This window comes from Streptomyces sp. NBC_00996 (assembly GCF_045162675.1).
Lineage (GTDB): Bacteria > Actinomycetota > Actinomycetes > Streptomycetales > Streptomycetaceae > Streptomyces.
The window spans coordinates 3,994,522-4,015,367 of the sequence record NZ_CP108723.1 but is presented as its reverse complement, the minus strand read 5'-3'; the positions used below and the strand labels follow the sequence as shown (position 1 = coordinate 4,015,367).

At 68.6% G+C, this 20,846-nt stretch carries 16 protein-coding genes and 2 pseudogenes; 13 read left to right on the top strand and 5 right to left on the bottom strand.

The features are described from left to right. Positions 1–29: 29 nt before the first annotated feature. From speB to OG390_RS18940, 6 genes are all read left to right on the top strand, one after another. Positions 30–998 carry an agmatinase gene (gene speB, locus OG390_RS18965; RefSeq protein ID WP_189184904.1) on the top strand — a complete coding sequence of 323 codons (969 nt, stop codon included), beginning with the start codon at positions 30–32 and terminating at the stop codon, positions 996–998. After that, complete coding sequence (locus OG390_RS18960; protein WP_406169429.1) at positions 995–2,686, top strand: thiamine pyrophosphate-binding protein; 1,692 nt, start codon at positions 995–997, stop codon at positions 2,684–2,686. The genes speB and OG390_RS18960 overlap by 4 nt, the downstream gene beginning before the upstream one ends. 118 nt (positions 2,687–2,804) lie before the next feature. Then, complete coding sequence (locus tag OG390_RS18955) at positions 2,805–4,082, top strand: ATP/GTP-binding protein (RefSeq protein ID WP_406169428.1); 1,278 nt, start codon at positions 2,805–2,807, stop codon at positions 4,080–4,082. Next, positions 4,082–4,762 (top strand): RloB family protein, encoded by a 681-nt coding sequence (locus tag OG390_RS18950; RefSeq protein ID WP_406169425.1) that lies wholly within the window; start codon positions 4,082–4,084, stop codon positions 4,760–4,762. The genes OG390_RS18955 and OG390_RS18950 overlap by 1 nt, the downstream gene beginning before the upstream one ends. 95 nt (positions 4,763–4,857) lie before the next feature. After that, the gene (locus OG390_RS18945; protein ID WP_406169424.1) at positions 4,858–6,258 is read left to right on the top strand and encodes an N-6 DNA methylase; all 1,401 of its coding nucleotides are present in this window, start codon (positions 4,858–4,860) and stop codon (positions 6,256–6,258) included. A 426-nt stretch (positions 6,259–6,684) separates the two neighbouring features. Beyond that, on the top strand, positions 6,685–7,416 hold the full coding sequence (locus OG390_RS18940; protein ID WP_406169422.1) for a restriction endonuclease subunit S: 732 nt from the start codon (positions 6,685–6,687) through the stop codon (positions 7,414–7,416). A gap of 222 nt (positions 7,417–7,638) precedes the next feature. Here the strand turns inward: OG390_RS18940 and OG390_RS18935 are convergent, their stop codons facing one another. Next, positions 7,639–9,246, bottom strand: a complete 1,608-nt coding sequence (locus tag OG390_RS18935) for an IS1634 family transposase (RefSeq protein ID WP_406169420.1) — start codon at positions 9,244–9,246, stop codon at positions 7,639–7,641. Positions 9,247–9,538: 292 nt separating this feature from the next. Beyond that, entirely contained in the window at positions 9,539–10,888 is a 1,350-nt protein-coding gene (locus tag OG390_RS18930) for a tetratricopeptide repeat protein (protein WP_406169418.1), read from the bottom strand. A 207-nt stretch (positions 10,889–11,095) separates the two neighbouring features. Here OG390_RS18930 and OG390_RS18925 point away from each other — a divergent pair, with 207 nt between their 5' ends. The 3 genes from OG390_RS18925 to OG390_RS18915 all read left to right on the top strand — a co-directional run bounded on the left by OG390_RS18925 (position 11,096) and on the right by OG390_RS18915 (position 13,021). Continuing rightward, entirely contained in the window at positions 11,096–11,449 is a 354-nt protein-coding gene (locus OG390_RS18925; protein WP_406169417.1) for a hypothetical protein, read from the top strand. Next, positions 11,446–11,811 (top strand): hypothetical protein, encoded by a 366-nt coding sequence (locus OG390_RS18920; RefSeq protein ID WP_406169415.1) that lies wholly within the window; start codon positions 11,446–11,448, stop codon positions 11,809–11,811. The genes OG390_RS18925 and OG390_RS18920 overlap by 4 nt, the downstream gene beginning before the upstream one ends. Before the next feature lie 160 nt (positions 11,812–11,971). Further along, positions 11,972–13,021 carry a YgjP-like metallopeptidase domain-containing protein gene (locus OG390_RS18915; RefSeq protein WP_406169413.1) on the top strand — a complete coding sequence of 350 codons (1,050 nt, stop codon included), beginning with the start codon at positions 11,972–11,974 and terminating at the stop codon, positions 13,019–13,021. Between the two features lie 53 nt (positions 13,022–13,074). Here OG390_RS18915 and OG390_RS18910 read toward each other — a convergent pair whose 3' ends face one another. Both OG390_RS18910 and tnpA read right to left on the bottom strand, forming a co-directional pair. Continuing rightward, positions 13,075–13,878 carry an endonuclease I family protein gene (locus OG390_RS18910; protein WP_406169411.1) on the bottom strand — a complete coding sequence of 268 codons (804 nt, stop codon included), beginning with the start codon at positions 13,876–13,878 and terminating at the stop codon, positions 13,075–13,077. 305 nt (positions 13,879–14,183) lie between these two features. Continuing rightward, positions 14,184–14,426 (bottom strand): annotated as a pseudogene (tnpA, locus tag OG390_RS18905) (IS200/IS605 family transposase); the annotation flags it as partial. A 143-nt stretch (positions 14,427–14,569) separates the two neighbouring features. Here tnpA and OG390_RS18900 point away from each other — a divergent pair. The 3 genes and pseudogenes from OG390_RS18900 (at position 14,570) to OG390_RS18890 (ending at position 19,750) form a co-directional block, all read left to right on the top strand. Further along, complete coding sequence (locus tag OG390_RS18900) at positions 14,570–15,496, top strand: serine hydrolase (protein WP_406177740.1); 927 nt, start codon at positions 14,570–14,572, stop codon at positions 15,494–15,496. Positions 15,497–15,500: 4 nt separating this feature from the next. Continuing rightward, positions 15,501–15,860 (top strand): annotated as a pseudogene (locus tag OG390_RS18895) (esterase-like activity of phytase family protein); the annotation flags it as partial. Positions 15,861–15,979: 119 nt separating this feature from the next. Then, positions 15,980–19,750 carry an ABC transporter ATP-binding protein gene (locus OG390_RS18890; RefSeq protein WP_406177738.1) on the top strand — a complete coding sequence of 1,257 codons (3,771 nt, stop codon included), beginning with the start codon at positions 15,980–15,982 and terminating at the stop codon, positions 19,748–19,750. A gap of 28 nt (positions 19,751–19,778) precedes the next feature. Here the strand turns inward: OG390_RS18890 and OG390_RS18885 are convergent, their stop codons facing one another. Then, positions 19,779–20,282, bottom strand: coding sequence for a hypothetical protein (locus OG390_RS18885; protein WP_406169409.1), 504 nt, complete (start codon positions 20,280–20,282; stop codon positions 19,779–19,781). Positions 20,283–20,446: 164 nt separating this feature from the next. On the opposite strand from OG390_RS18885, the gene OG390_RS18880 reads away from it, so the two are divergent. Further along, positions 20,447–20,836 carry a hypothetical protein gene (locus OG390_RS18880; RefSeq protein ID WP_406169407.1) on the top strand — a complete coding sequence of 130 codons (390 nt, stop codon included), beginning with the start codon at positions 20,447–20,449 and terminating at the stop codon, positions 20,834–20,836. The last annotated feature ends 10 nt before the right edge of the window (positions 20,837–20,846 follow it).

Sequence of the window (20,846 nt, the reverse complement as noted above, 5' to 3'; positions counted from 1 at the left end):
ATGGCGTGTAAGAAGGAAGGCAATTCATCATGAGCAGCAACGAGACGCCCCGCGGGCCCGTCGACTCGTCCCGCATCCCGCGGTACGCGGGCCCCGCGACCTTCGCCCGGCTGCCGCGCCTCGACGAGGTCGGCACCGCCGACGTCGCCGTGGTCGGAGTGCCGTTCGACTCCGGCGTCTCGTACCGGCCGGGCGCCCGCTTCGGCGGCAACGCGATCCGCGAGGCGTCCCGGCTGCTGCGCCCCTACAACCCGGCGCAGGACGCCTCCCCCTTCGCCCTCGCGCAGGTCGCGGACGCCGGTGACATCGCGGCGAACCCGTTCAACATCAACGAGGCCGTGGAGACGGTGGAGGCGGCGGCCGACGAGCTGCTCGGCACCGGGGCCCGTCTGATGACCCTCGGCGGCGACCACACCATCGCCCTGCCGCTGCTCCGCTCCGTCGCCAAGAAGCACGGCCCGGTCGCGCTGCTGCACTTCGACGCGCACCTCGACACCTGGGACACGTACTTCGGCGCCGAGTACACGCACGGCACCCCGTTCCGCCGCGCCGTCGAGGAGGGCATCCTCGACACCTCGGCCCTCTCGCACGTCGGCACCCGCGGCCCGCTCTACGGCAAGCAGGACCTCACCGACGACGAGAAGATGGGCTTCGGCATCGTCACCTCCGCGGACATCTACCGCCGCGGCGCCGACGAGGTGGCCGACCAGCTGCGCCAGCGCATCGGCGACCGTCCGCTCTACATCTCCATCGACATCGACTGCCTCGACCCGGCGCACGCGCCCGGCACCGGCACGCCCGAGGCGGGCGGCATGACCTCCCGCGAACTCCTGGAGATCCTGCGCGGGCTGGCGTCCTGCAACCTGGTCTCGGCCGACGTCGTCGAGGTCGCCCCCGCGTACGACCACGCCGAGATCACCGCCGTCGCCGCGTCCCACACGGCGTACGAACTGACCACGATCATGTCCCGTCAGATTGCTGAGGCTCGCTCGAAGTGACCCACGACCACGACCTGGTACTCCGTCCCACGGCGGCGCAGACGGAGGCCGCGCTGAACCCTCCCACCGGCCGCAGCGGCGGAGACCTGGTCGTGGAGACCCTCACCGGTCTCGGCGCGACGACCGTCTTCGGCCTGCCCGGCCAGCACGCGCTGGGCATGTTCGACGCGCTGCGCCGGTCCTCACTGCAGTACATCGGCCTGCGCGTCGAGAACAACGCCGGGTTCGCGGCGGACGCGTACGGCCGGGTCACCGGTGAGGCGGCCCCGCTGCTGCTCTCCACCGGCCCCGGGGCACTGACCTCGCTGGCCGCGCTGCAGGAAGCGGCGGCGGCGTCCGCGCCCGTCCTCGCGATCAGCAGCCAGATCCCCACCGCGGGGCTCGGCGGCGGCCGCCACGGCTATCTGCACGAACTTCCCGACCAGCAGGCGTCGTTCCGGGGCGTGGTGAAGTCGGTTCACACGGTGCGTACGCAGTCGCAGATCCCGTCGGCGATCGCGGCCGCCTGGGAGTCGGCGCTGACCGCCCCGCACGGCCCGGTGTGGGTGGAGATCCCGCAGGACGTCCTTCTCGCCGAGACCCACCTGCCGGTGGTGTCGGCGATGGACGCCACCCCGGAGGACGTGCTCCCGCGCCCCGAACTGACCGCGGTCGCTGCCGACTTGCTGTCCCGCGCCGCCCGTCCCGCGATCATCGCGGGCGGCGGTGTCGTCCGCGCGGACGCGTCCGGAAAGCTCCTTCAGCTCGCCGAAAAGCTGAACGCCCCCGTCGTCACCACCTTCGGCGGCAAGGGCGCTTTCCCCTGGAACCATCCGCTCTCCCTCCAGTCCTGGCTGGAGGACCGCCACACCACGGACTTCCTGGAGGACGCGGACGTCCTCCTGGTGGTGGGCTCGGGCCTCGGCGAACTCTCCTCGAACTACCACACGTTCAAGCCCCGCGGCCGGGTCGTCCAGATCGAGGCCGACCTCGGCAAACTGGAGTCCAACCACCCGGCGCTGGGCATCCACGCGGACGCCCGCCTCGCGCTGTCGGCACTGCTGGAGACGGTCGAGGAGCGCACCGATCCGACGGCGGCAGACCGCGTACGCACGGTGCTGGAGAACGTCGCCGAGCGCATCGCCTCCCAGGAACTCACCCTGGAACAGGACGTGTTGGCGTCGGTGCGCCGGGCCCTCCCGGACGACTCGCCGTCCTTCTGGGACATGACGATCCTGGCCTACTGGGCATGGTCCGCCTTCGACGCGCGCGACGCGAACACCATGCATTCCGCCCAGGGCGCGGGCGGCCTCGGTTACGGCTTCCCGGCCGCGCTCGGGGCGGCCGCCGCCGACCCCACCCGCCCGGTCCTCGCGGTCTCCGGCGACGGCGGCGCGCTGTACTCGATCGCCGAGCTGGCGACGGCCAGGCAGTACGACCTGAACGTCACCTGGCTGATCGTCGACGACGGCGGCTACGGCATCCTGCGCGAGTACATGACCGACACCTTCGGCCAGGCGACGGCGACGGAGCTGGCCCGCCCGGACTACGTCGCCCTCGCGGAGTCGTTCGGCGTCCCGGGGGTCCGCACGACCCCCGAGACTCTGGAGGAGGACCTGGCCAAGGCCCTGGCAAGCCCCGGCCCTTCGGTGGTACTGCTCCCGGCCGTACTGCGGATGTTCGCCCCGACCCATCTGGGCTCGGACTGATCACCTGATCGGCTGTTCGCGGTGACCTTCACGGGATATGTTCCGTGAGGTCGCAGGCGTCCCCGGCCGGGCCGATGTCAGATGCGGCCATTACTCTGAGCCCTGAGAGGAGGACAGCGTGCTGCTGAGGTTCCGCGTCGCGAACGTACGGTCCCTGCGAGACGAGCAGGAGCTGTCCTTCGTCGCGCCTGGCGACGCACAAGGTGGGTCGGCGAATCCGGTGGATCTTGCAGGTGGCGGATCCCTCTCAGTCCTTCCGCTGATCGGCGTCTTCGGGGCCAACGCCTCCGGTAAGTCGAACCTGCTGCTAGCGATGACCGACATGCGCAACGCGGTCCTCAACTCCTATGCACGCTGGGCCTCTTACGAAGGCATCCCGCGCCACGTCTTCGCCCTGAACCCGAAGAGCGAGAGCGAACCCTCCTTCTTCGAGGTCGATGTCGTCATCGACTCGGTCCGCTGGACGTACGGCTTCGAGCTCGGCGCCACCCGTATCGAGTCCGAATGGCTGCACAGCTATCCACTTGGCCGCCGTCAGGAATGGCTCGACCGTGACGCCTCCCGGTCGAACGTCTTCAGATGGCCCGGCAGCCGTGTCAGGGACCGGGCCCAGCTCGAACGACGTACGCGGCCGAACGCACTGCTGCTCTCCACGGCCGGCACAGACAACCACCCGCAGCTCTCTACGCTCTTCCACTGGTTCCGCCGCAACTTCTGGATGATCAACCCTGAGGCCGAGCGGGACGAGCGCGCGCGGTACACCACGAAGGAACTGTCAGGGCCGAGGGCTACTCGGATCCAGGAGCTGCTGCGGGTCGCTGACCTCGGCATCACCGGAGCGACGGTCGTCCAGGACGGCCCTGGCCAGGACGCGGTGAAGCTGACGCACCGTTCGGTGGCCGGGGACGTGTCCTTCGACTGGCAGGAGGAATCCCTCGGCACCCGCTCCTGGTTCGCCCTCCTCGGCCCCCTGCTCCTCGCCCTCGACGAAGGCGCGGTCCTGCTCGTCGACGAACTCGACTCGAGCCTGCATTCCCGCTTCGCCGCAGAGGTCGTTCGGCTCTTCCACGACCCGCATGCGAACCCCACGGGTGCTCAGCTTGTCTTCACGACGCACGACGCGACGGTCCTCACCACGCCAAGCGGTGAGCGGCTCCTTGACCCGGAGCAGGTGTGGCTGACGCAGAAGGACAAGGACGGGGCGACCGAGCTGTATCCGCTCACCGATGTGGAGCTGGGCGAGGACGAGGACCTCACGCAGTCCTATCTCGCGGGCGTCTTTGGCGGGGTTCCGGCTCTTTTGGAGGGGCAGATCGCACGGCGGCTGCTCGTGGCGCGCGAGGCCGGCACGTACGACGAGACAGACGATGGAGCGGACCGGGCGGGGCGGGACTGATGGGGCGGGCGCAGAAGGGCAAGGACTCGTGGGAGCGTCCGGCCCGGCGGGGCGGACAGCGCAGGCGCCAGGTCTTCATCTTCACCGAGGGCAAGGTGACCGAGCCCTCGTATCTCGACATCCTCAAGGACCAGGGCGTCCCACTCGCCGACGAGGTCCAGGTGGAGATGCACATCGCCAACCGCAAGGCGGACAGCGGGCGCAAGCCGCTCGACCTCGTCGAGCAGGCGATCAAGCTGAAGCGCGAAGAGGACCGCAAGGCGAAGCGAGCCAAAGTGGACGCGAAGTACCTGCCTCAAGTCTGGTGCCTCTTCGATCACGACAGATACAAGTACATCCGCGACGCCCTGGAGCAGGCGGAGGCGGCGGGCATCGGAGTCGCCTTCTCGCATCCGTGCTTCGAGGTGTGGCGCCTTGCCCACTACAAGCCGGTCAGCGGCTCGTTCGCCGGGGTGTGCGACGGGGCGGCCGACCGGCTCCCGTTCCAGCGAGGCTCCCAGGACGCGAGGACTCCCAAGGTCGTCCTGCCGCACCAGGTCCTGGGTCGCTACAAGGCGGCGCGGAAGAACGCCGAGCGGATGAACAACCAGCACGCAGCACATGTGGACAAGTGGGACAGGGACCCGTACACAGACGTGCATGAGTTCGTGGAGAAGGCGCTGCACATCGACACGTACTGACCCCGGCGGCCACAAGTACGCGCTGATTTCGATATGGCCCCGGCCGGGCAATAAAGTCTCTCCGTTATCTCAGGTCGGGTCGTAGGGAGTCGCACGTGGCCAAGCTCACGCTCGCCCAGCTGGAACGGCATCTGTGGGCCGCCGCAGACATTCTGCGCGGCACGATGGACGCCTCCGAATACAAGGACTACATCTTCGGGCTGCTCTTCCTGAAGCGGGCCAATGACGAGTTCGAGGCGGCCAGGGACAGGCTCAGGGAGTACGCGGTCGAGGAGCTGAAGCTCAGCGACGAAGACCTTCCTGGCTACCTGGAGCAGGCAGGCCCCTACCGCAAACGTGATGTCCTGTACGTGCCGGAGAAGGCCCGTTGGCACGAGGTCTCCGCGGCCACCCACAACATCAACGAGATGACCCTGCGTCCCGCGCTCCAAGAGCTTGAGAAGCAGAACACCAAGCTCAAGGGCCTCTTCGATCACCTCGACTTCAACCGCATCGGTGGATCGGGCGCCGCCTCCGGCGCGGCCAAGCTTGCCGACCAGCGTCTCAAACTCCTCATCGCACACTTCGGGCGGATCCGGCTGCGTACGGAGGACTTCGAGTTCCCCGACCTGATCGGTGCCGCCTATGAGTACCTGATCAAGGAGTTCGCGGACACGGCCGGACGCAAGGGCGGCGAGTTCTACACCCCGCGCGCCGTGGTCAGCATGATGGTCGAACTCCTTGCCCCCACCGAGAACATGAGGATCTACGACCCGTGCGTCGGCTCGGGCGGCATGCTCATCCACGCGGCGGAGTACGTGGAGGAGCACGGCGGCGACACGTCGTCGATGTTCTTCGCCGGACAGGACGCCAACTCCAGCTCCTGGATCATGTCGACGATGAACATGGTGCTGCACGGGGTGCGCCGCTTCGACCTGACCACGGGGGACACGCTCTCGCAGCCGGCGCATGTTCCGCGCTCGGACGAGGACCGCTTCGACGGGGTGCTCAGCAATCCGCCGTTCTCTCTGGACTACGCCCTCGCGGACCTGGCACATCCCGCTGAGCGTGCCAAGTACGGGAAAACGAGCGAGCGCGGCAAGGCCGATCTGATGTTCCTCCAGCACATGCTGTGGGAGGCCAAGCGTGAGGGCTCTCGCGGCGGCATGGTGATCACGGTCATGCCCCATGGAGTGCTGTTTCGGGGCGGCGGTGAGCAGGCCATCCGTACGGAGCTGCTGGAGAAGGACGCCATCGAGGCGGTCATCGGCCTCGCTCCGAACCTCTTCTACGGGACCGGGATCCCGGCCTGCATCCTGGTGCTCCGCCCGCCGGGTCGGAAGGACCCGGCGCGGGAGGGGAAGGTGCTGTTCACCACGCGTACGCGGAGGTACCCGGCTTCTCGCGGATCGTCACCCGCGAGGAACTCGCGGCCAACGACCACAACCTCAACATCCGCCGGTACGTGGACAACACGCCGCCGCCCGAGCCGCAGGATGTGCGGGCGCATCTGGTAGGCGGGGTGCCGCGCGCGGAGATCGAGGCGAAGAAGCCGCTGCTCGACTCGTACGGGATCGGGGTGACCGATCTGTTCGTGGAGCGGGAGCCGGCGGACCCGGCGTATGTGGACTTCCGGGATGAGGCGGCGGGCGGCCGTCCTGAGCTGGGCGAGCTGGCCCGGCCTCGGGAGGAGGCGTTGCGGGCGGAGTTCGGCAAGTGGTGGGAGGAATCGGCTGCCCGCCGGTTGGAGGTGGTGGCGGCCACACCTGAGACTCTCGCTACGTCTACGTCCTCCGAGCGCAAGGCCGCTTTGATGGCGGTGCGGGGGCAGTTGATGGCGTCGTTCGGGGAACGGCTGGGCCGGGTTGGGCTGCTGGACCGGTATGCGTTGGCGGGGGCCGGTCGCGGGTTGGTGGTGGGACGCGAAGTACGACCTGCTCGCGTTGTCGGAGAACGGATTCGGGGGCGTCGTCGACGGGTGGGTCGAGAACGTCGACACGATGCTTTCGCCTCAACAGGACGCACGGACGAAGAAGCTGCGTACGAGGACAGCGGCGGAGCGGCGTCAGGCGTACGACCACAAGGCGGTTGGCGCCATTGCTCCCCGGTTCCTGGAGGAGCTGGCGGAGGCGGATGCGCGGAAGGCGGAGGGGGATGCGCGGTTCAAGGAGCTGAGTGCGCGGCTTTCCGGGAGCGGGGAGGAGCCGGAAGCCGACGGTGACTCGTCCGATGGCGAGGATGAGTCGGAGGAAGTTGTCCTGACCGTCGAGGAGTTGGCCCAGCTTACGGCTGAGCTGGCGAAGGTGAAGAAGGCGCGCACGAAGGCCGCTGCGGGCATCAAGCGCCTTGAGGCGGACTTCCACCGGTATCCGTACCCGAGCGATCCGCCGACGCTGGGGGAGGAACCGCCGGGGTTGTTCCGGGCGCGGGAGGAGTTGGACGCGGAGGGGGAGCGCCGGGATCAGGTGAATGTGAATCCGTCCCGGCTGCGAGAGCTGGAGATCCATCTCCCGGCCGACCTGGCAGAACAACGGCGCATCGTAGCGACGTTGGAGGCGTGCGACGAGCAGATCGGGCGTGAAAACAGCGAGTTGAACAAGCTTCGCGAACTCATGCTGGGCCTTGTGGACGATCTGTTGTCGGGGCAGGTTGCGGTTGCCGCTGTGGCAGCGTGAGTGAACGACGGTCGACCTGTTCAGTGGGGCGAAGACCAGACAAATCGTGGTAAGGAGTGATCAGGTGGGGATGGTTCCGTTCTGAACCGCTGCAATGAACGATATCCAAACGGTCGAAAGGAAGGTCGGCTCAGGCCCCTGAGGAGTCTTGGAGCTGCGGATAGGGACATCTGCCGGGTGGTTGTCCAGGACCTCTAGGCCCGTACTTCGCGGGTCACCGGTTCAGGTCTGTGGCCAGCGGGTTTGTGTGACTTGGACGCTGAGGAGTTCGAGGAGGTGGAGTTGGACGCCGCGGGTGATCTGCACGGTCGGCGGGTCGGTCACGTTGCCGATCCGCAGGTTGAGCTCGCCGAGGTGGTAGAGGATCATCCGGCCGGTGGGCCGCACTCTGCGATTGTCCGGGTAGAGCCCGGCCATGGTCTGCTCGGGTCCCAGGGCCCGTCTGACCTGACGTTCGATCAGGCAGAAGACCAGCAGGGCCAGGCAGATGACCTGGATCAGGGCGGCGGCGCGGCGGTTGTGCTGGACGAAGATGGGGGTGACGGCGAGCGGGCCCTTGAAGTCCGCGTAGCGGCGCTCGACCGCGCCCTGGCCCTTGTAGTGGATCAGGACCTGGGCCGGGGTGGCCTGCTCGGCGGTGAGTGGGGTGATCAGCGCGTACCAGCCGTCGGCTTTCGCTTCGGCGCTGAGCACGTCCTGGTCGAAGGACCACTCCAGCGACGGCGTGCCGGCGTCGTCCTCGTGCACGTGCCAGTGCAGACAGCCGGTGACGCGGCGCTTGGCGGCGATCATCCCGGCGCGGGCGGCGACCTTCTCGGCCGTCTTGTAGTGCCGTCCGCCCGCCGCGCGGGCGAGCTTGTCCAGGTCCTCGGCCGCCTTGGCCAGCCGTTTGGCGCGGGCGGCCCGCTGGCCTGCCGCGTTCGCTGTGGAGTGGACCAGGATCCGCCGCAGGGTGAGCACCGGGTCGCGCTTGCGCGGGCCCGCGAGGGTGTGGACGTCCTCCAGCACCCGGTAGACCTCCCGCTCGGCCGGGTCCTTGCCCGCGTCCCTCTCGGGGACCCAGTCCACGACCGCCGCCTGTTCCAGGCCGAGGGCAGCGTAGACACCGTCCTTGATCTGGGCGGCCGGGACGGGCGCGATGAACGGGACCTTCGCTTGAAGCAGGGCGGTGATGTTCGGGTAGGACACCAGCTTGGCGTCCGCGACCATCAGGAACTCCTGCTCCCCGGCGAGCTTGCGCAGGTCCTTCATCGCGCCGACGACCTGCGCGACTTCGGCGGCCCCGCCGTCGAAGACGCGCGTGTGCACCGGAATCCCGCCGTCGCCGGTGACCGCGAGACCGGCCTGCACCTGCTTCAGGTCGGTGCGGCGGTCCTTGGGGTGCCCGTACTTGATGACCGGGAACTGGTCGTCCTGGTCGTCCTCAAGGTAGGCACCGTGGACGGACATGCTGGTCATGTCCCAGTGCAGCCGACTCACGTCGATGCCGAACTCGGCGATCGCCCGCGCGCCCACCGTGCCCGCGAGCTGTTGAAGGTGCGGGGCGATCGCGTCCAGGGCACGGGCCAGGCGGTCGTCGTTGAGCAGGGCCGGCTCGATGCCGAACACCTCTTCCACGGCCCAGACCCGGGCCCAGTCGCCGACCCGAAACAGCGGCATAGGCGAGGTGAGCCTGTTCGCGACCAGTGCCTCGACGACCTGGCCGTGTGTCAGGTGCGCGCTCGCGCCACCGGGGCACAGCTCATCGACGATCCCGACCACGTCCAGCCGGCGCAGAAACTCGGCAGCGACAGGCAGAGCGCCCAGACGCTTCTCCACCACGGACGTCACCACGCACTCCAGGCGCTGACGCTCAGACCGTGGCCGGGGGGACCGGGAAGTCATCGACACACCCGATCCAACGCCACAGGACCGCCCGGGACACCGCTCCAGAGCCCAAACCATACGAATCAACGACCCGCGAAGTACGGGTCTAGGCAGCTACTGCCCTCGCTGCCGCCGTAGTAGGACTTCCGCCAGTTGTTTAGCTTTGTCTCGTTCAGGATGATTCGGTCACGCGTCGCGTTCGTAGTCCATCACTGTCGCTCGGCGCACGCGTCGACGTTCCTGAAATCTGCCAACCTCAGGCAGCCTTGGCCGCAGCCACATCGCGTGCGCGGAGTGCAAGTTCTCGCATGGGGCGGGAAGTCGAGTGTCGGCGCAGTTCCGTGCTCATCGTGCGGAAGTGGTCGTCACCGCGGATGGACGAGATGTGTTCGTACTCGTCCAGGAATCGTGACCAGCTCTCGCAGGCTGCGTCCAAGTGGCCGAGGTATAGCTGCCGTTGCGCGAGGAGAGCGTAGGAGTGCACGCGGCCCTGGCGTTCCTGTTTCGGCTGAAGGCGGATCGACTGTTTCAGGGCTTTGATCGAGCCTGCAAAATCCTTCTCCTCGTACAGAACGTGGGAGACGTGGAAGAGGTACGCGGTCTGGTCGTAGCCACCGATCGCATCCCTGCGGTTGTCCGCCTTCGATAGTGCGTCTTCTGCCTCTTTCAGGCGGGTGTGGGCCTGTTGCTTCAGGCCCACCATGGACGCGGAGTGGGCCTGCTGGCCGCGTAGGAAGGCCACGAGACGCGGGCCCGCAGAGGGGGCTGCTTCTGCTGCTGAGTCCGCGAGTTCCAGGGCCTTGGGACCGTAGCCCAGGTTGGAGGCCTGGAGGGACATGCCGCGCAGGGTCCTGCAGTAGGTGACGTGGTCTTCCGCCTCGCGAGCCAGGCCGAGGGCTTGGACGTAGTAGCGCTGTCCGAGGCCGTGGGCCTTCTCGTACATGGCCATCCAGCCGGTCAGGTACGTGAGGTCGGACGCGGCGGCCAACATGTCCTTGCGGACGGATTCCGTGGCCTGTGCCTGGAGCCAGGGACCGACGGTGTTCACGAGGAATGCGGACGCCATGGGCATCGCGTGCCCGGCGCCGAGTTCGTCGAGGATGTCCGCGATCCGGTCGGTCATGGTGCGGATCGACTGCACCTGTGAAGAGCCGATACGAACCGTCTTTCTGCCAGGAGTCACAGATTCGGCCGCCGCTCGCGCGGGGAGGGTGAATGCGGGTACTGACAGAGCGGCAGAGAAAACCGTGGCAGTCAGCAGACTGCGGCGGGACGGATCCATTGTTGCCCTTCCGAGGTCGATCAGCTCCTCGACAGTGTCGGCGGTTTGGGACCTCATGAGTGACGGGGCGGGTTCCAGGCCGGCTTCTGCGTGGGTGACGGGTCGTCCCAGCCGAGCCGAGAGGGCCTCGACGATCAGGACCCTGACCTGTGGCTTTGGCTGGACCCCTGCAATCCAGTGCGCGACTGCGGTGCGGTCGTACGTGAGGTCGAGTCCTGCCTGAGGGCCGAGGCGGTTCACCTGCTGTGCGAGCTGGGTCCTGGTCCATCGCGCCTGGTCAAGCAGGTTGTCCAGGGCGCGGTTGGGGGTGCGCTTCCGTGCCATGTCCTCAACTCCCTACGGCCTGCATGGTGTTCAACGACGGCGTTCACGGCGTTCACGGTCCCACCGTCTTCCAACGGTACCTGCGGAGAGTGTCCGAGCGGTTACCTCTTGCACAGGCGCCGAGTGATCTCGGCCGAAAGGAAGGACCCCCGCGACCGCTAGCGACGGCCCGGGGGCATGGCCCTCAACCACACTGGAGTTGAAGACGTGTTGCACCATATCGCCCGCCTCATCGAGCCGCTGCTGTGGCTGCTGTGGCCCGCCTCCGGGCGTCACCGGCACCTCGCCGGCGGAGGGGCGCCGCTCACTCTCGTACCTGCTGCCCCCGTCGCACCCAGCCGTCGCCCCTCCCCGCATGAGACCCCCCTCCGCGGCGAGGACTCCCGACTCGTCCGCCCCTACCTCCTCGCCCACGAACAACGCGAGCACGTCAAGCAGCAACGCGCCCGGCGCCGGGTCCTCTGGCTTGCCGTGCACGGCGTCGACGTAGGGCCACGGCGCATTCACGGTGTCGACGTCGGCCCGCGCCGAATCCAGGGCAACGAGGTGGCCGCCGCATGATCTACGAGAGCCGCGACGTCGCCGCCACCACAGTCAGTCGGCCACGTCTCCTCCCCTGGTCCAACCTCGAGGGCAACCCCTGCTACCTCCTCACCGACGACACCGGTACCGGTCATCTCTCCCGCATTGCCGACAACGTCGAAACCGTCCAGCTCGACATGGCCGACGACCTTCTCGACCACGCCGCCGATCTCCTCGGGGACGGCAAGGCCACCGCACCCCAACTCCGTTTCCTCGCCGCCCGATTGACCGAATCGCTCCACGACGTGCACCGCATCGCGCGGAGCAGGGGAGCCCGCCTCCCCGTGCCCCACGATGAAGAGGGCTACGGCGCCGCCCCTGAAGAAGACCCCGGCACCTGACCCGCCCGCCCCCGCCGAGCGCGCGGACGTACCGCCACAAAGCCTCGTACGTCCGCGCGCTCAGTCATGTCCTACGCCCGGATCCCTTCCCCTTACCCCGCCCCCTGGGCGCAGAATGGATCTCCGGGGAACAGAGGGACGTACGGAGAGGCGCGGGGCCGTGGTGGTGCACGTCGAGCGGGACGAGGTGGAGCGGCCGTTAGTCGCGCAGTTGGAGGCCATGGGGTGGACGCACGTCCCGGGCGTGGAGTTGGACACGCTTGACGCGACTGTGCCGTTACTCGTCGACCAGCTCGGGCCCGCGCTGAGGCGGATCAACCTCCGGGGCAGTGACGGTCAGCCCTGGATGGGCGAGGACGATATCCGGCGGGCGGTCAGCGAGCTTGCCTCCCTCACCCTCGGCAAGGGCGTCGTGCACGCGAACCTCGCCGCCACCGACATGCTGCTCCACGGCTGGACGCTTCCCTCTGAAGCCCTGATCACAGTGGACGGGTTGGCTCTGCGCGTGCGCGCCAGCGCCCGCAGGAAACGGTTTGCACTGACTGTCGAGACTGACGCGACCCTCACTCTGCACACCCCTGCCGGGCGTTCGACGGCCGAGGCGGAGCAGTTCGTACGAGCTCACCGGGACTGGTTGCTGACCAAGCGGCGGGAGCGGGAGCGCACTCGCCCGCTCAGCCCCGTCAAACAGCTCGCCGACGGAGAGGTCTTCCGCTATTTGGGGCGGACGTATCGGCTGGCCGTTTCCGGTGAGGAGGGGGCGGCTGCAGGGGTCCGGTTGATTGCGGGGCGCCTTGTCATGGGCCCGGACCTGGCGGCGGAGCCGCGGGCGGGGCGGGCAGCGCTCGTCGACTGGTACTGCCGGGCTGGTCGGAACTGGACGGGACATCGGCTCCAGCCCTGGGCAGCTCGCATGGGTGTGACCGAGCCGGAAGTCGAGGTGCGGGACCTGGGGGACCGGTGGGGTTCTTATAGGCCGCCGCAGGACAGGGCGGGCGCCAAAGGGCTGATGAGTCTCGGCTGGCCGCTCTTCCAGCTGCCCATGCATCTGATCGACTACGTCATCGCACATGAACTGGCCCACGTGAAAGTGTCCGGGCACCGAGAGGACTTCTGGCGGCTGCTGCGGATGGCGCTGCCCGAGTACGAGGAGCGGCGGGCGGACCTCGACGAGCTGGGGCGGCGACTCTGGATGGGCGATATTCGGTAAGTCGGGCTGAACTCCCCGTATAAATAAATAGGGGAGTTCAGCCACAGCAAGGGCTACCAGATCGCGTCGACCCACTCCGGGTGGTCGATGAACGGGTTGCGGTTGTGCTGGTAGGTGTCGTAGATGACCTGGTTGCGCTTCTCCTCGAACGCGCTCGGCGGGTCCTCGTCGTTCCACTGCTTGAGTACGGAGAGCTTGCCGATGTACGGGTTGCTTCCGTTGTTCACCTTCTCGTTGGGCTCGAGGTCGGCGAAGCCGTCGTCGCCCTCGTAACGGACCGCCATGTAGAGGATCATGCGGGCCACGTCGCCCTTGTCGGCATCGCGCGGCTCGAACGAGTCGGAGTCGGTGTAGCTTCCGGCCGCTCCGCTGACCGCGCTGCCGCCCTCGTCGAAGTCCTTGTTGCCACGGACGCTGTTGACCTGTACGTCCGCCGGGCGCAGATGGTGCAGGTCGGTGCCGGGGCCGGTCGCCGTGCCGAAGTCGCCGTGGGACTTGGCCCACACGTGCTCGCGGTTCCAGTCGCCGGTGTCGCCGCCGTTGAGGGTCTTGCTGCGGGAGAGGCCGGAGTACAGCAGGATCACGTTGCTGCTGTTGTTCGGGTCCTGGTCGGTGACCTTCAGGGCGTCCCAGAGCGCCGAGTACGAGAGCTTCGACTGGCTGCTGATGATGGTGTGCAGCGAGGACTTGAGGCTCGTGCCGGTCTTGCCGACAGCGTTCTTGTAGTACGTGCTGTCGTACGCGGTCGTCGTGGCGCTCGCCGGTGTCGCGGTCATCGTCGGCAGGGTGAGGCCGACGAGCACGGCGGAGGTGGTCAGCGCCAGCGTCTTCCATCGGCGTATGTGCGTGGCGGGCATGGTGGGGGGTGTCCATTCTACGCGGGTTGAATGAGCGGCAACCGGAGCGTGACATGGACATGCGTTTCAGGGAATGAACGGGACGTGTCGGTTGCGTGTCGGAAACCGGCAAGTCGCTTGTTGTGTACGCGATGTGGCATGCCAAAAGGCCCCACCCCGGAGGTGAAAGGGGCAGAGGCCCTTCGGCGTGCGTGGGCGTCAGTTCAGCATGATCTAGCGCGGAACCCCGGGCGTTCACGCCCGGGAGGAAGCGCTTCTTAGCGCTGCTCTGACCCGCGCGGGTGCACGGGTCTGCGCTGTTGACCTCAGCCGGGAGGTTTCTGATTTTCGATGTATTCCTTGATGACGGCGAGCGGGGCGCCCCCGCACGAGGCGGCGAAGTAGGACGGCGACCAGAAGTGCTCACCCCACAGGGACTTGCGGATGTGGCCGGGGAACTCCTGCCGCAGGCGCCGGGCGGAGACACCTTTGAGGGAGCCGACGAGTCGGGAGATGGCGACCTTGGGCGGGTAGTGCACGAGCAGGTGGACGTGATCGCGTTCGCCGTTGCTCCCGCTCCTCACTACCCCGAACCCCGCCCTGGGGAACGCACGTACAACTTTCGGCCACCCCTGCGAGTCAAGGGAGGCGAGTGCGCCCGTGGCGCATTCGTATCGGTTCAAGGGGATGGGAAGCCTCCATGACTCACCGGATGTCCCGGGGTACCCGTGTGCTCGCAGCGAGCCTCGGGGCCGGAGTGATCGTGCCGTTCGTGGCGGCCGCGGCACCCGCCGCCGCTGCGACGACACCGACAGTCAGTTGTACGTCGGCCCAGGCGGGCCTGGCCGCCAAGCTGCAGCACGACATCACCGCGGCGCTCGCGAACCGCCGCGGCACGGTCGCGGTCGGCCTCTACGACCGCACCACCAGGACGACGTGCACCCTGCGGAGCAGCACCGCCTTCGACTCCGCCAGTGTCGTGAAGGTGACCGTTCTCGCCACGCTGCTGTGGGACGCGAAGAAGCACAACCGCTACCTGACCGACCGTGAGGTCTCCCTCACCAAGGCCATGATCACCCAGTCGGACAACAACGCGACCACCGCCCTGTGGAAGCAGTTGGGCATGACGAAGATCAAGGGCTTCATCGCCGCGGCCGGCATGACCCGGACCGTGCCGGGCGCGAACGGCTACTGGGGTCTGACCCAGATCACCGTGACCGACGAGCAGAAGCTGCTCAAGCTCATCACCGCCAAGAACACGGTGCTGAGCGACAACTCCCGCGCGTACATCCTCAAGCTCATGGGCCAGGTCATCTCCTCGCAGCGCTGGGGTACGCCGGCCGGGGCGCCCTCGTCCGTGTCCGTGCACGTCAAGAACGGCTGGCTGCAGCGCTCCACGCACGGCTGGCGCGTGCACAGCGTCGGCACCTTCAACGGGGCCGGTCACGACTACATGATCACGGTGCTCACGCACGGCAACAGCACCATGAGCTACGGCGTCACCACCATCCAGAACGTGGCCAAGGCCATCCACAAGGACTTGGTGCCGACGACCACCACGAGCAGCGCCACCGTCCAGCGGTACACGCCGACGGCCACCCCGCAGGAGGCGTTCCCGGCGGTGCCGTCGGGCGGCTGACGCCGCCACCCCCGACGGGCGCCTCCTCGTCCTGGAGCGCGGCTTCACCTCGGGCGTCGGCAACACGGTCCGGCTCTACCCGGCGGACCTGCGGCACGCCACGGACACCAGTGGCGTCGACACCCTCACCGGTCAGGACGGCGTGCGCCTGGCTCGGAAGACCCTCCTCGCGGACCTCGTGAACTGTCCTTCACTGGGCGCCCGGGCCAAGCAGCCGCAGCCCGACCCGTTCCTCGACAACATCGAGGGCCCCGCGGTCACCGGCCGCGCCCACGGCCGTCCGACCCTGCTCCTGGTCAGCGACGACAACCAGAACCCGGTTCAGATCACCCGCTTCCACTCCCTGCGGGTCCGGCTGCCGTAGGAGACGAATATCGAGGTGACGAATATCGCGGAGGGATGAAATCCGCTTCATTCGGTGTTGGTGCTTTCCGGCGGAGTGAGAACTACGGAAGGCACGGCGTGGCAGCGCAGCAGGGGGAAATGCGGGGCCGGGCGGGGCGGGAACAGGGAGCCGGCTGGGCACGGCGCCTGGTCGGGTACGCGTGGCGGTACCCGAAGGACGTCGTCCTCGCGCTCGGCTCCTCGCTGGCCGGCATGGCCGTCATGGCGCTGGTCCCGCTGATCACCAAAGTGATCATCGACGACGTGGTGGGGAACCACACCAGGGGCATGGCCCCCTGGGCCGGCGCGCTGATAGGCGCCGCCGTCCTCGTCTACGTCCTCACCTACATCCGCCGCTACTACGGCGGCCGCCTCGCCCTCGACGTCCAGCACGATCTCCGTACGGAGATGTACGAGACGATCACCCGGCTCGACGGCAGGCGCCAGGACGAGCTGTCCACCGGGCAGGTCGTCGGACGGGCGACGAGTGACCTCCAGCTGATCCAGGGCCTGCTCTTCATGTTGCCGATGACCATCGGCAACATCCTGCTCTTCCTGATCTCCCTCGCGATCATGGCCTGGCTGTCCCTGCCGCTCACCCTGGTCGCGCTCGCCGTCGCCCCCGCCCTCTGGTTCGTCGCCAAGCGCAGCCGCTCCAAACTGCACCCCGCCACCTGGTACGCGCAGGCCCAGGCCGCCGCCGTCGCGGGAGTCGTCGACGGCGCCGTCAGCGGCGTCCGCGTGGTGAAGGGCTTCGGGCAGGAAGAGCAGGAGACCGGCAAGCTCAGGGAGGCCGGGCGGCGGCTCTTCGCGGGGCGGCTGCGGACCATCCGACTCAACGCCAAGTACACCCCGGCGCTCCAGGCCGTCCCCGCCCTCGGCCAGGTCGCGATGCTCGCACTGGGCGGCTGGCTCGCCGTGCGCGGGCAGATCACGCTCGGTACGTTCGTCGCGTTCTCCTCCTACCTCGCCCAGCTCGTCGGGCCCGTGCGCATGCTCGCCGTCGTCCTCACCGTCGGGCAGCAGGCCCGCGCCGGTGCCGAGCGCGTGCTCGAACTCATCGACACCGAGCCGTCGATCCAGGACGGGACGAAGACCCTGCCCGCCGACGCGCCCGCGACGGTCGAGTTCGACGACGTGTCGTTCGGATACGAGGAGGGGCGGCCGGTACTGGACGGGCTGTCGTTCGAGATCCGGCCGGGCGAGACCCTCGCCGTCGTCGGCTCCTCCGGCTCCGGGAAGTCCACGGTCTCCCTCCTCCTCCCGCGCTTCTACGACGTCACACACGGTGCCGTCCTCGTCGGCGGCCACGATGTGCGCGAGCTGACGCAGGAGTCGCTGCGCGCCGCGATCGGGCTCGTCCCCGAGGACTCCTTCCTCTTCTCCGACACCGTGCGCGCCAACATCGCGTACGGCCGCCCGGAGGCGACCCAGGAGGAGATCGAGGCCGCCGCCCGCGCCGCCCAGGCCGACCGGTTCATCGCCGAGCTGCCGAACGGCTACGACACCAAGGTCGGCGAGCACGGCCTCACCCTCTCCGGCGGCCAGCGGCAGCGCGTCGCGCTCGCCCGCGCGATCCTCACCGACCCGCGGCTGCTCGTCCTCGACGACGCCACCTCTGCCGTCGACGCCCGTGTCGAGCACGAGATCCACGAGGCCCTCAAGGGGGTCATGGAGGGCCGCACCACCCTCCTGATCGCGCACCGGCGCTCCACGCTCAACCTCGCCGACCGCATCGCCGTGCTCGACGGCGGGCGCCTCGCCGCCCTCGGCACCCACGAAGAGCTCCAGCAGCGGTCCCCGCTGTACCGGCGGCTGCTCACCGACCCGGACGAGCTGGGCGGGGTCTCCCCGGGACACGCTCAGCCGGTGGCACCGCAGGAGGACACCTCCGTACGGGACGAACTGGACGCCGAGTTCGACGCGGAGCGGGAAGGGGGGTCTGGGGGGAATCCCCCCGGAGGGGGCAGTACGCCGCACCTGTGGACCGGCGACCGCGAGCCCAAGGACAACGCGCTCGCCGGGATGCCCGCCACCCCCGAACTCCTCGCCCAGGTCGAGGCGTTGCCACCGGCCACCGCCACCCCCGGCATCGACGAGGCGCGCGCGGTCACGCCGGAGGAGTCGTACGGACTGCGGCGGCTGCTGCGCGGCTTCGGGCCTCCCCTCTTGGTGAGCCTTTGCCTCGTCGCCGTCGACGCCGGCATGAGCCTGCTGCTGCCCGTGCTGATCCGGCACGGCATCGACCAGGGCGTCACCAAGATGGCGCTCGGCGCGGTGTGGGCCGCGGCCGCGCTCGGGCTGGTCACCGTGCTTGTCCAGTGGGCGGCGCAGATCGGTGAGACGCGGATGACGGGACGGACGGGGGAGCGGGTCCTGTACTCGCTCCGCCTGAAGATCTTCGCGCAGCTGCAACGCCTCGGACTCGACTACTACGAGCGGGAGTTGACGGGTCGGATCATGACCCGGATGACGACCGACGTCGACGCGCTGTCGACTTTCCTGCAGACGGGCCTGGTCACCGCCTTCGTCTCCGTCGTCACCTTCTTCGGCATCATGTTCGCGCTGCTGGTGATCGACGTACAGCTGGCGCTCGTCGTCTTCGTGACGCTGCCGCCGCTGATCATCGGCACGTTCTTCTTCCGCCGGGCGAGCGTGAAGGCGTACGAACTCGCCCGTGAGCGGGTGTCGGTGGTCAACGCCGACCTCCAGGAGTCGGTGTCCGGGCTGCTGATCCTGCAGGCGTTCCGGCGCGAGCGCTCGGGCGGGCGGCGGTTCGCGGAGGGCAGCGACAGCTACCGCCAGGCCCGGATCCGTGGGCAGTGGCTGATATCCGTCTACTTCCCGTTCGTCCAGCTGCTCTCGTCCGTGGCCGCGGCGGCCGTGCTGATGGTCGGCGCCCACCGGGTGGACGCCGGCACGCTGACGACCGGCGCGCTCGTGGCGTACCTCCTCTACATCGACCTGTTCTTCGCGCCCGTGCAGCAGCTCTCGCAGGTCTTCGACGGCTACCAGCAAGCCACCGTCTCGCTCGGCCGCATCCAGGAGCTGCTTCAGGAGCCGACCTCGACGAAGGCCGCCGACGAGCCGCTCGAAGTCCTGTCCCTGAGGGGCGAAATCGCCTTCGAGGACGTCGACTTCGCGTATGGCGACGACGAAGAGGCCCTCAGTGGCGTGTCCTTGCACATCCCCGCCGGGCAGACCGTCGCCTTCGTCGGGGAGACCGGCGCGGGCAAGTCGACGCTCGTGAAGCTGGTCGCCCGGTTCTACGACCCGACGGGCGGGCGGGTGACGGCCGACGGTACGGATCTGCGTGCCCTGGACATCACCTCGTACCGTCACCGACTCGGCGTCGTGCCCCAGGAGGCGTACCTGTTCCAGGGCACGGTCCGCGACGCCATCGCCTACGGCCGCCCCGACGCCACCGACGCCGAGGTGGAGGCCGCGGCTCGCGCGGTCGGTGCGCACGACATGATCGCCACGCTCGACGGCGGCTACCTCCACGAGGTCGCCGAGCGCGGCCGCAACCTCTCCGCCGGCCAGCGTCAGCTGATCGCCCTGGCCCGTGCCGAGCTCGTCGACCCGGACGTCCTGCTCCTCGACGAGGCCACCGCCGCGCTGGACCTGGCGACGGAGGCCCTGGTCAACCAGGCCACCGACCGCCTTGCGGGCCGCCGGACGACCCTGGTGGTCGCCCACCGCCTGACGACGGCGGCCCGCGCGGACCGGGTCGTGGTCATGGACCACGGCCGCGTCGCGGAGGACGGCACCCACGACGAGCTGCTCCGACTCGACGGTCACTACGCCGAGTTGTGGCGGACGTTCGTCGGGGCGCCGGAGCCGGAGGAGCCGGTGGGTTCCACCGCCTGAGGTCCGTCGTTCTGTCGCCCGACCGCCGTCAGGACTTCGCCTTGATGCCGGAGATCTTCTTCGTCGCCAGATCGGACTGCACGGTCAGATACGTGTACGTCGGATGCTGGGCGGAGCCCCAGGTCAGACGGACCGTCGACCAGGTGTGACCCATCCCGCTGTCGCCGGCCGTCACCTTCCAGGCGCGCGGCACGTCCTGGGCGCGCAGCACGCCGTCGGCGTGCTCGCGGTTCTCCCACTTGGCAAGGCGCGACCGGAGGTCCGAAGTCAGATAGAACGTGCGCAAGTGGGAGTCGAGGCGGCCGGATCCCGAGTCGGTCACCGCGTCGATGTAGGCGCCGTAGAAGTCGGCCACCCGGTCGTAGACGGGACCGTTGGCGCCGCTACGGGCCGGGGGCGGGCCGGCGGAACTGGCGACCGCCGGTACGGAGGCGCCGGCCGCGGTGAGGAGGGCTGCCGCGACGAGGACGCGGACGGTCGTACGCGAGGGCTTGCGGGAGTGCTTCGTGCGTGCGGGCTTGGTGCCGGACATGGACTACCGCCTTTCGCTTGTGACCAGTTGGACCCCGGGTAAACGTGCACGGTTGCCCCAAACACGGAAAAAACTCTCCAGAGTGAGCCTCGGGCGAACGCAACCATCCGACGTACGTCGTGCGTCCGTACACCAGTACGCTGATTGCTGCGGGAGGGACGACAGTGGACAGTGGTGCGATACGCCGACGGTTGGCGCTCGGTGTGGCCGTGTTGGCCGCGTCCGGGCTGTTCGCGCTCGCGAGCCCCGGCAGCGCGCAGGCGGCCACCTCCTATTGCTCGGGACACAAGGTCCGCACGCTGCCCTTCTCCACCGGGTACGTGCAGGTCTACAAGCGCAGCGGTTACGTCTGCGCCGTGACCTTCCCCAAGAGTCGGGGGTCCCGCAAGCCGATGTCGGTCAGCGTGCAGGCGCGCGGCAACCGGCCGGTGGTCGACTCGGGGCGCTTCGCGCACCACGCGGGCCCGGTGACCGTGCACGCCGGTCACCGCTGCGTCCGGATCAAGGGGTCGGTCGGCTCGGGCTCGGTGAGCACGGGCTGGATTCTCTGCTGAGCCCCCGGCG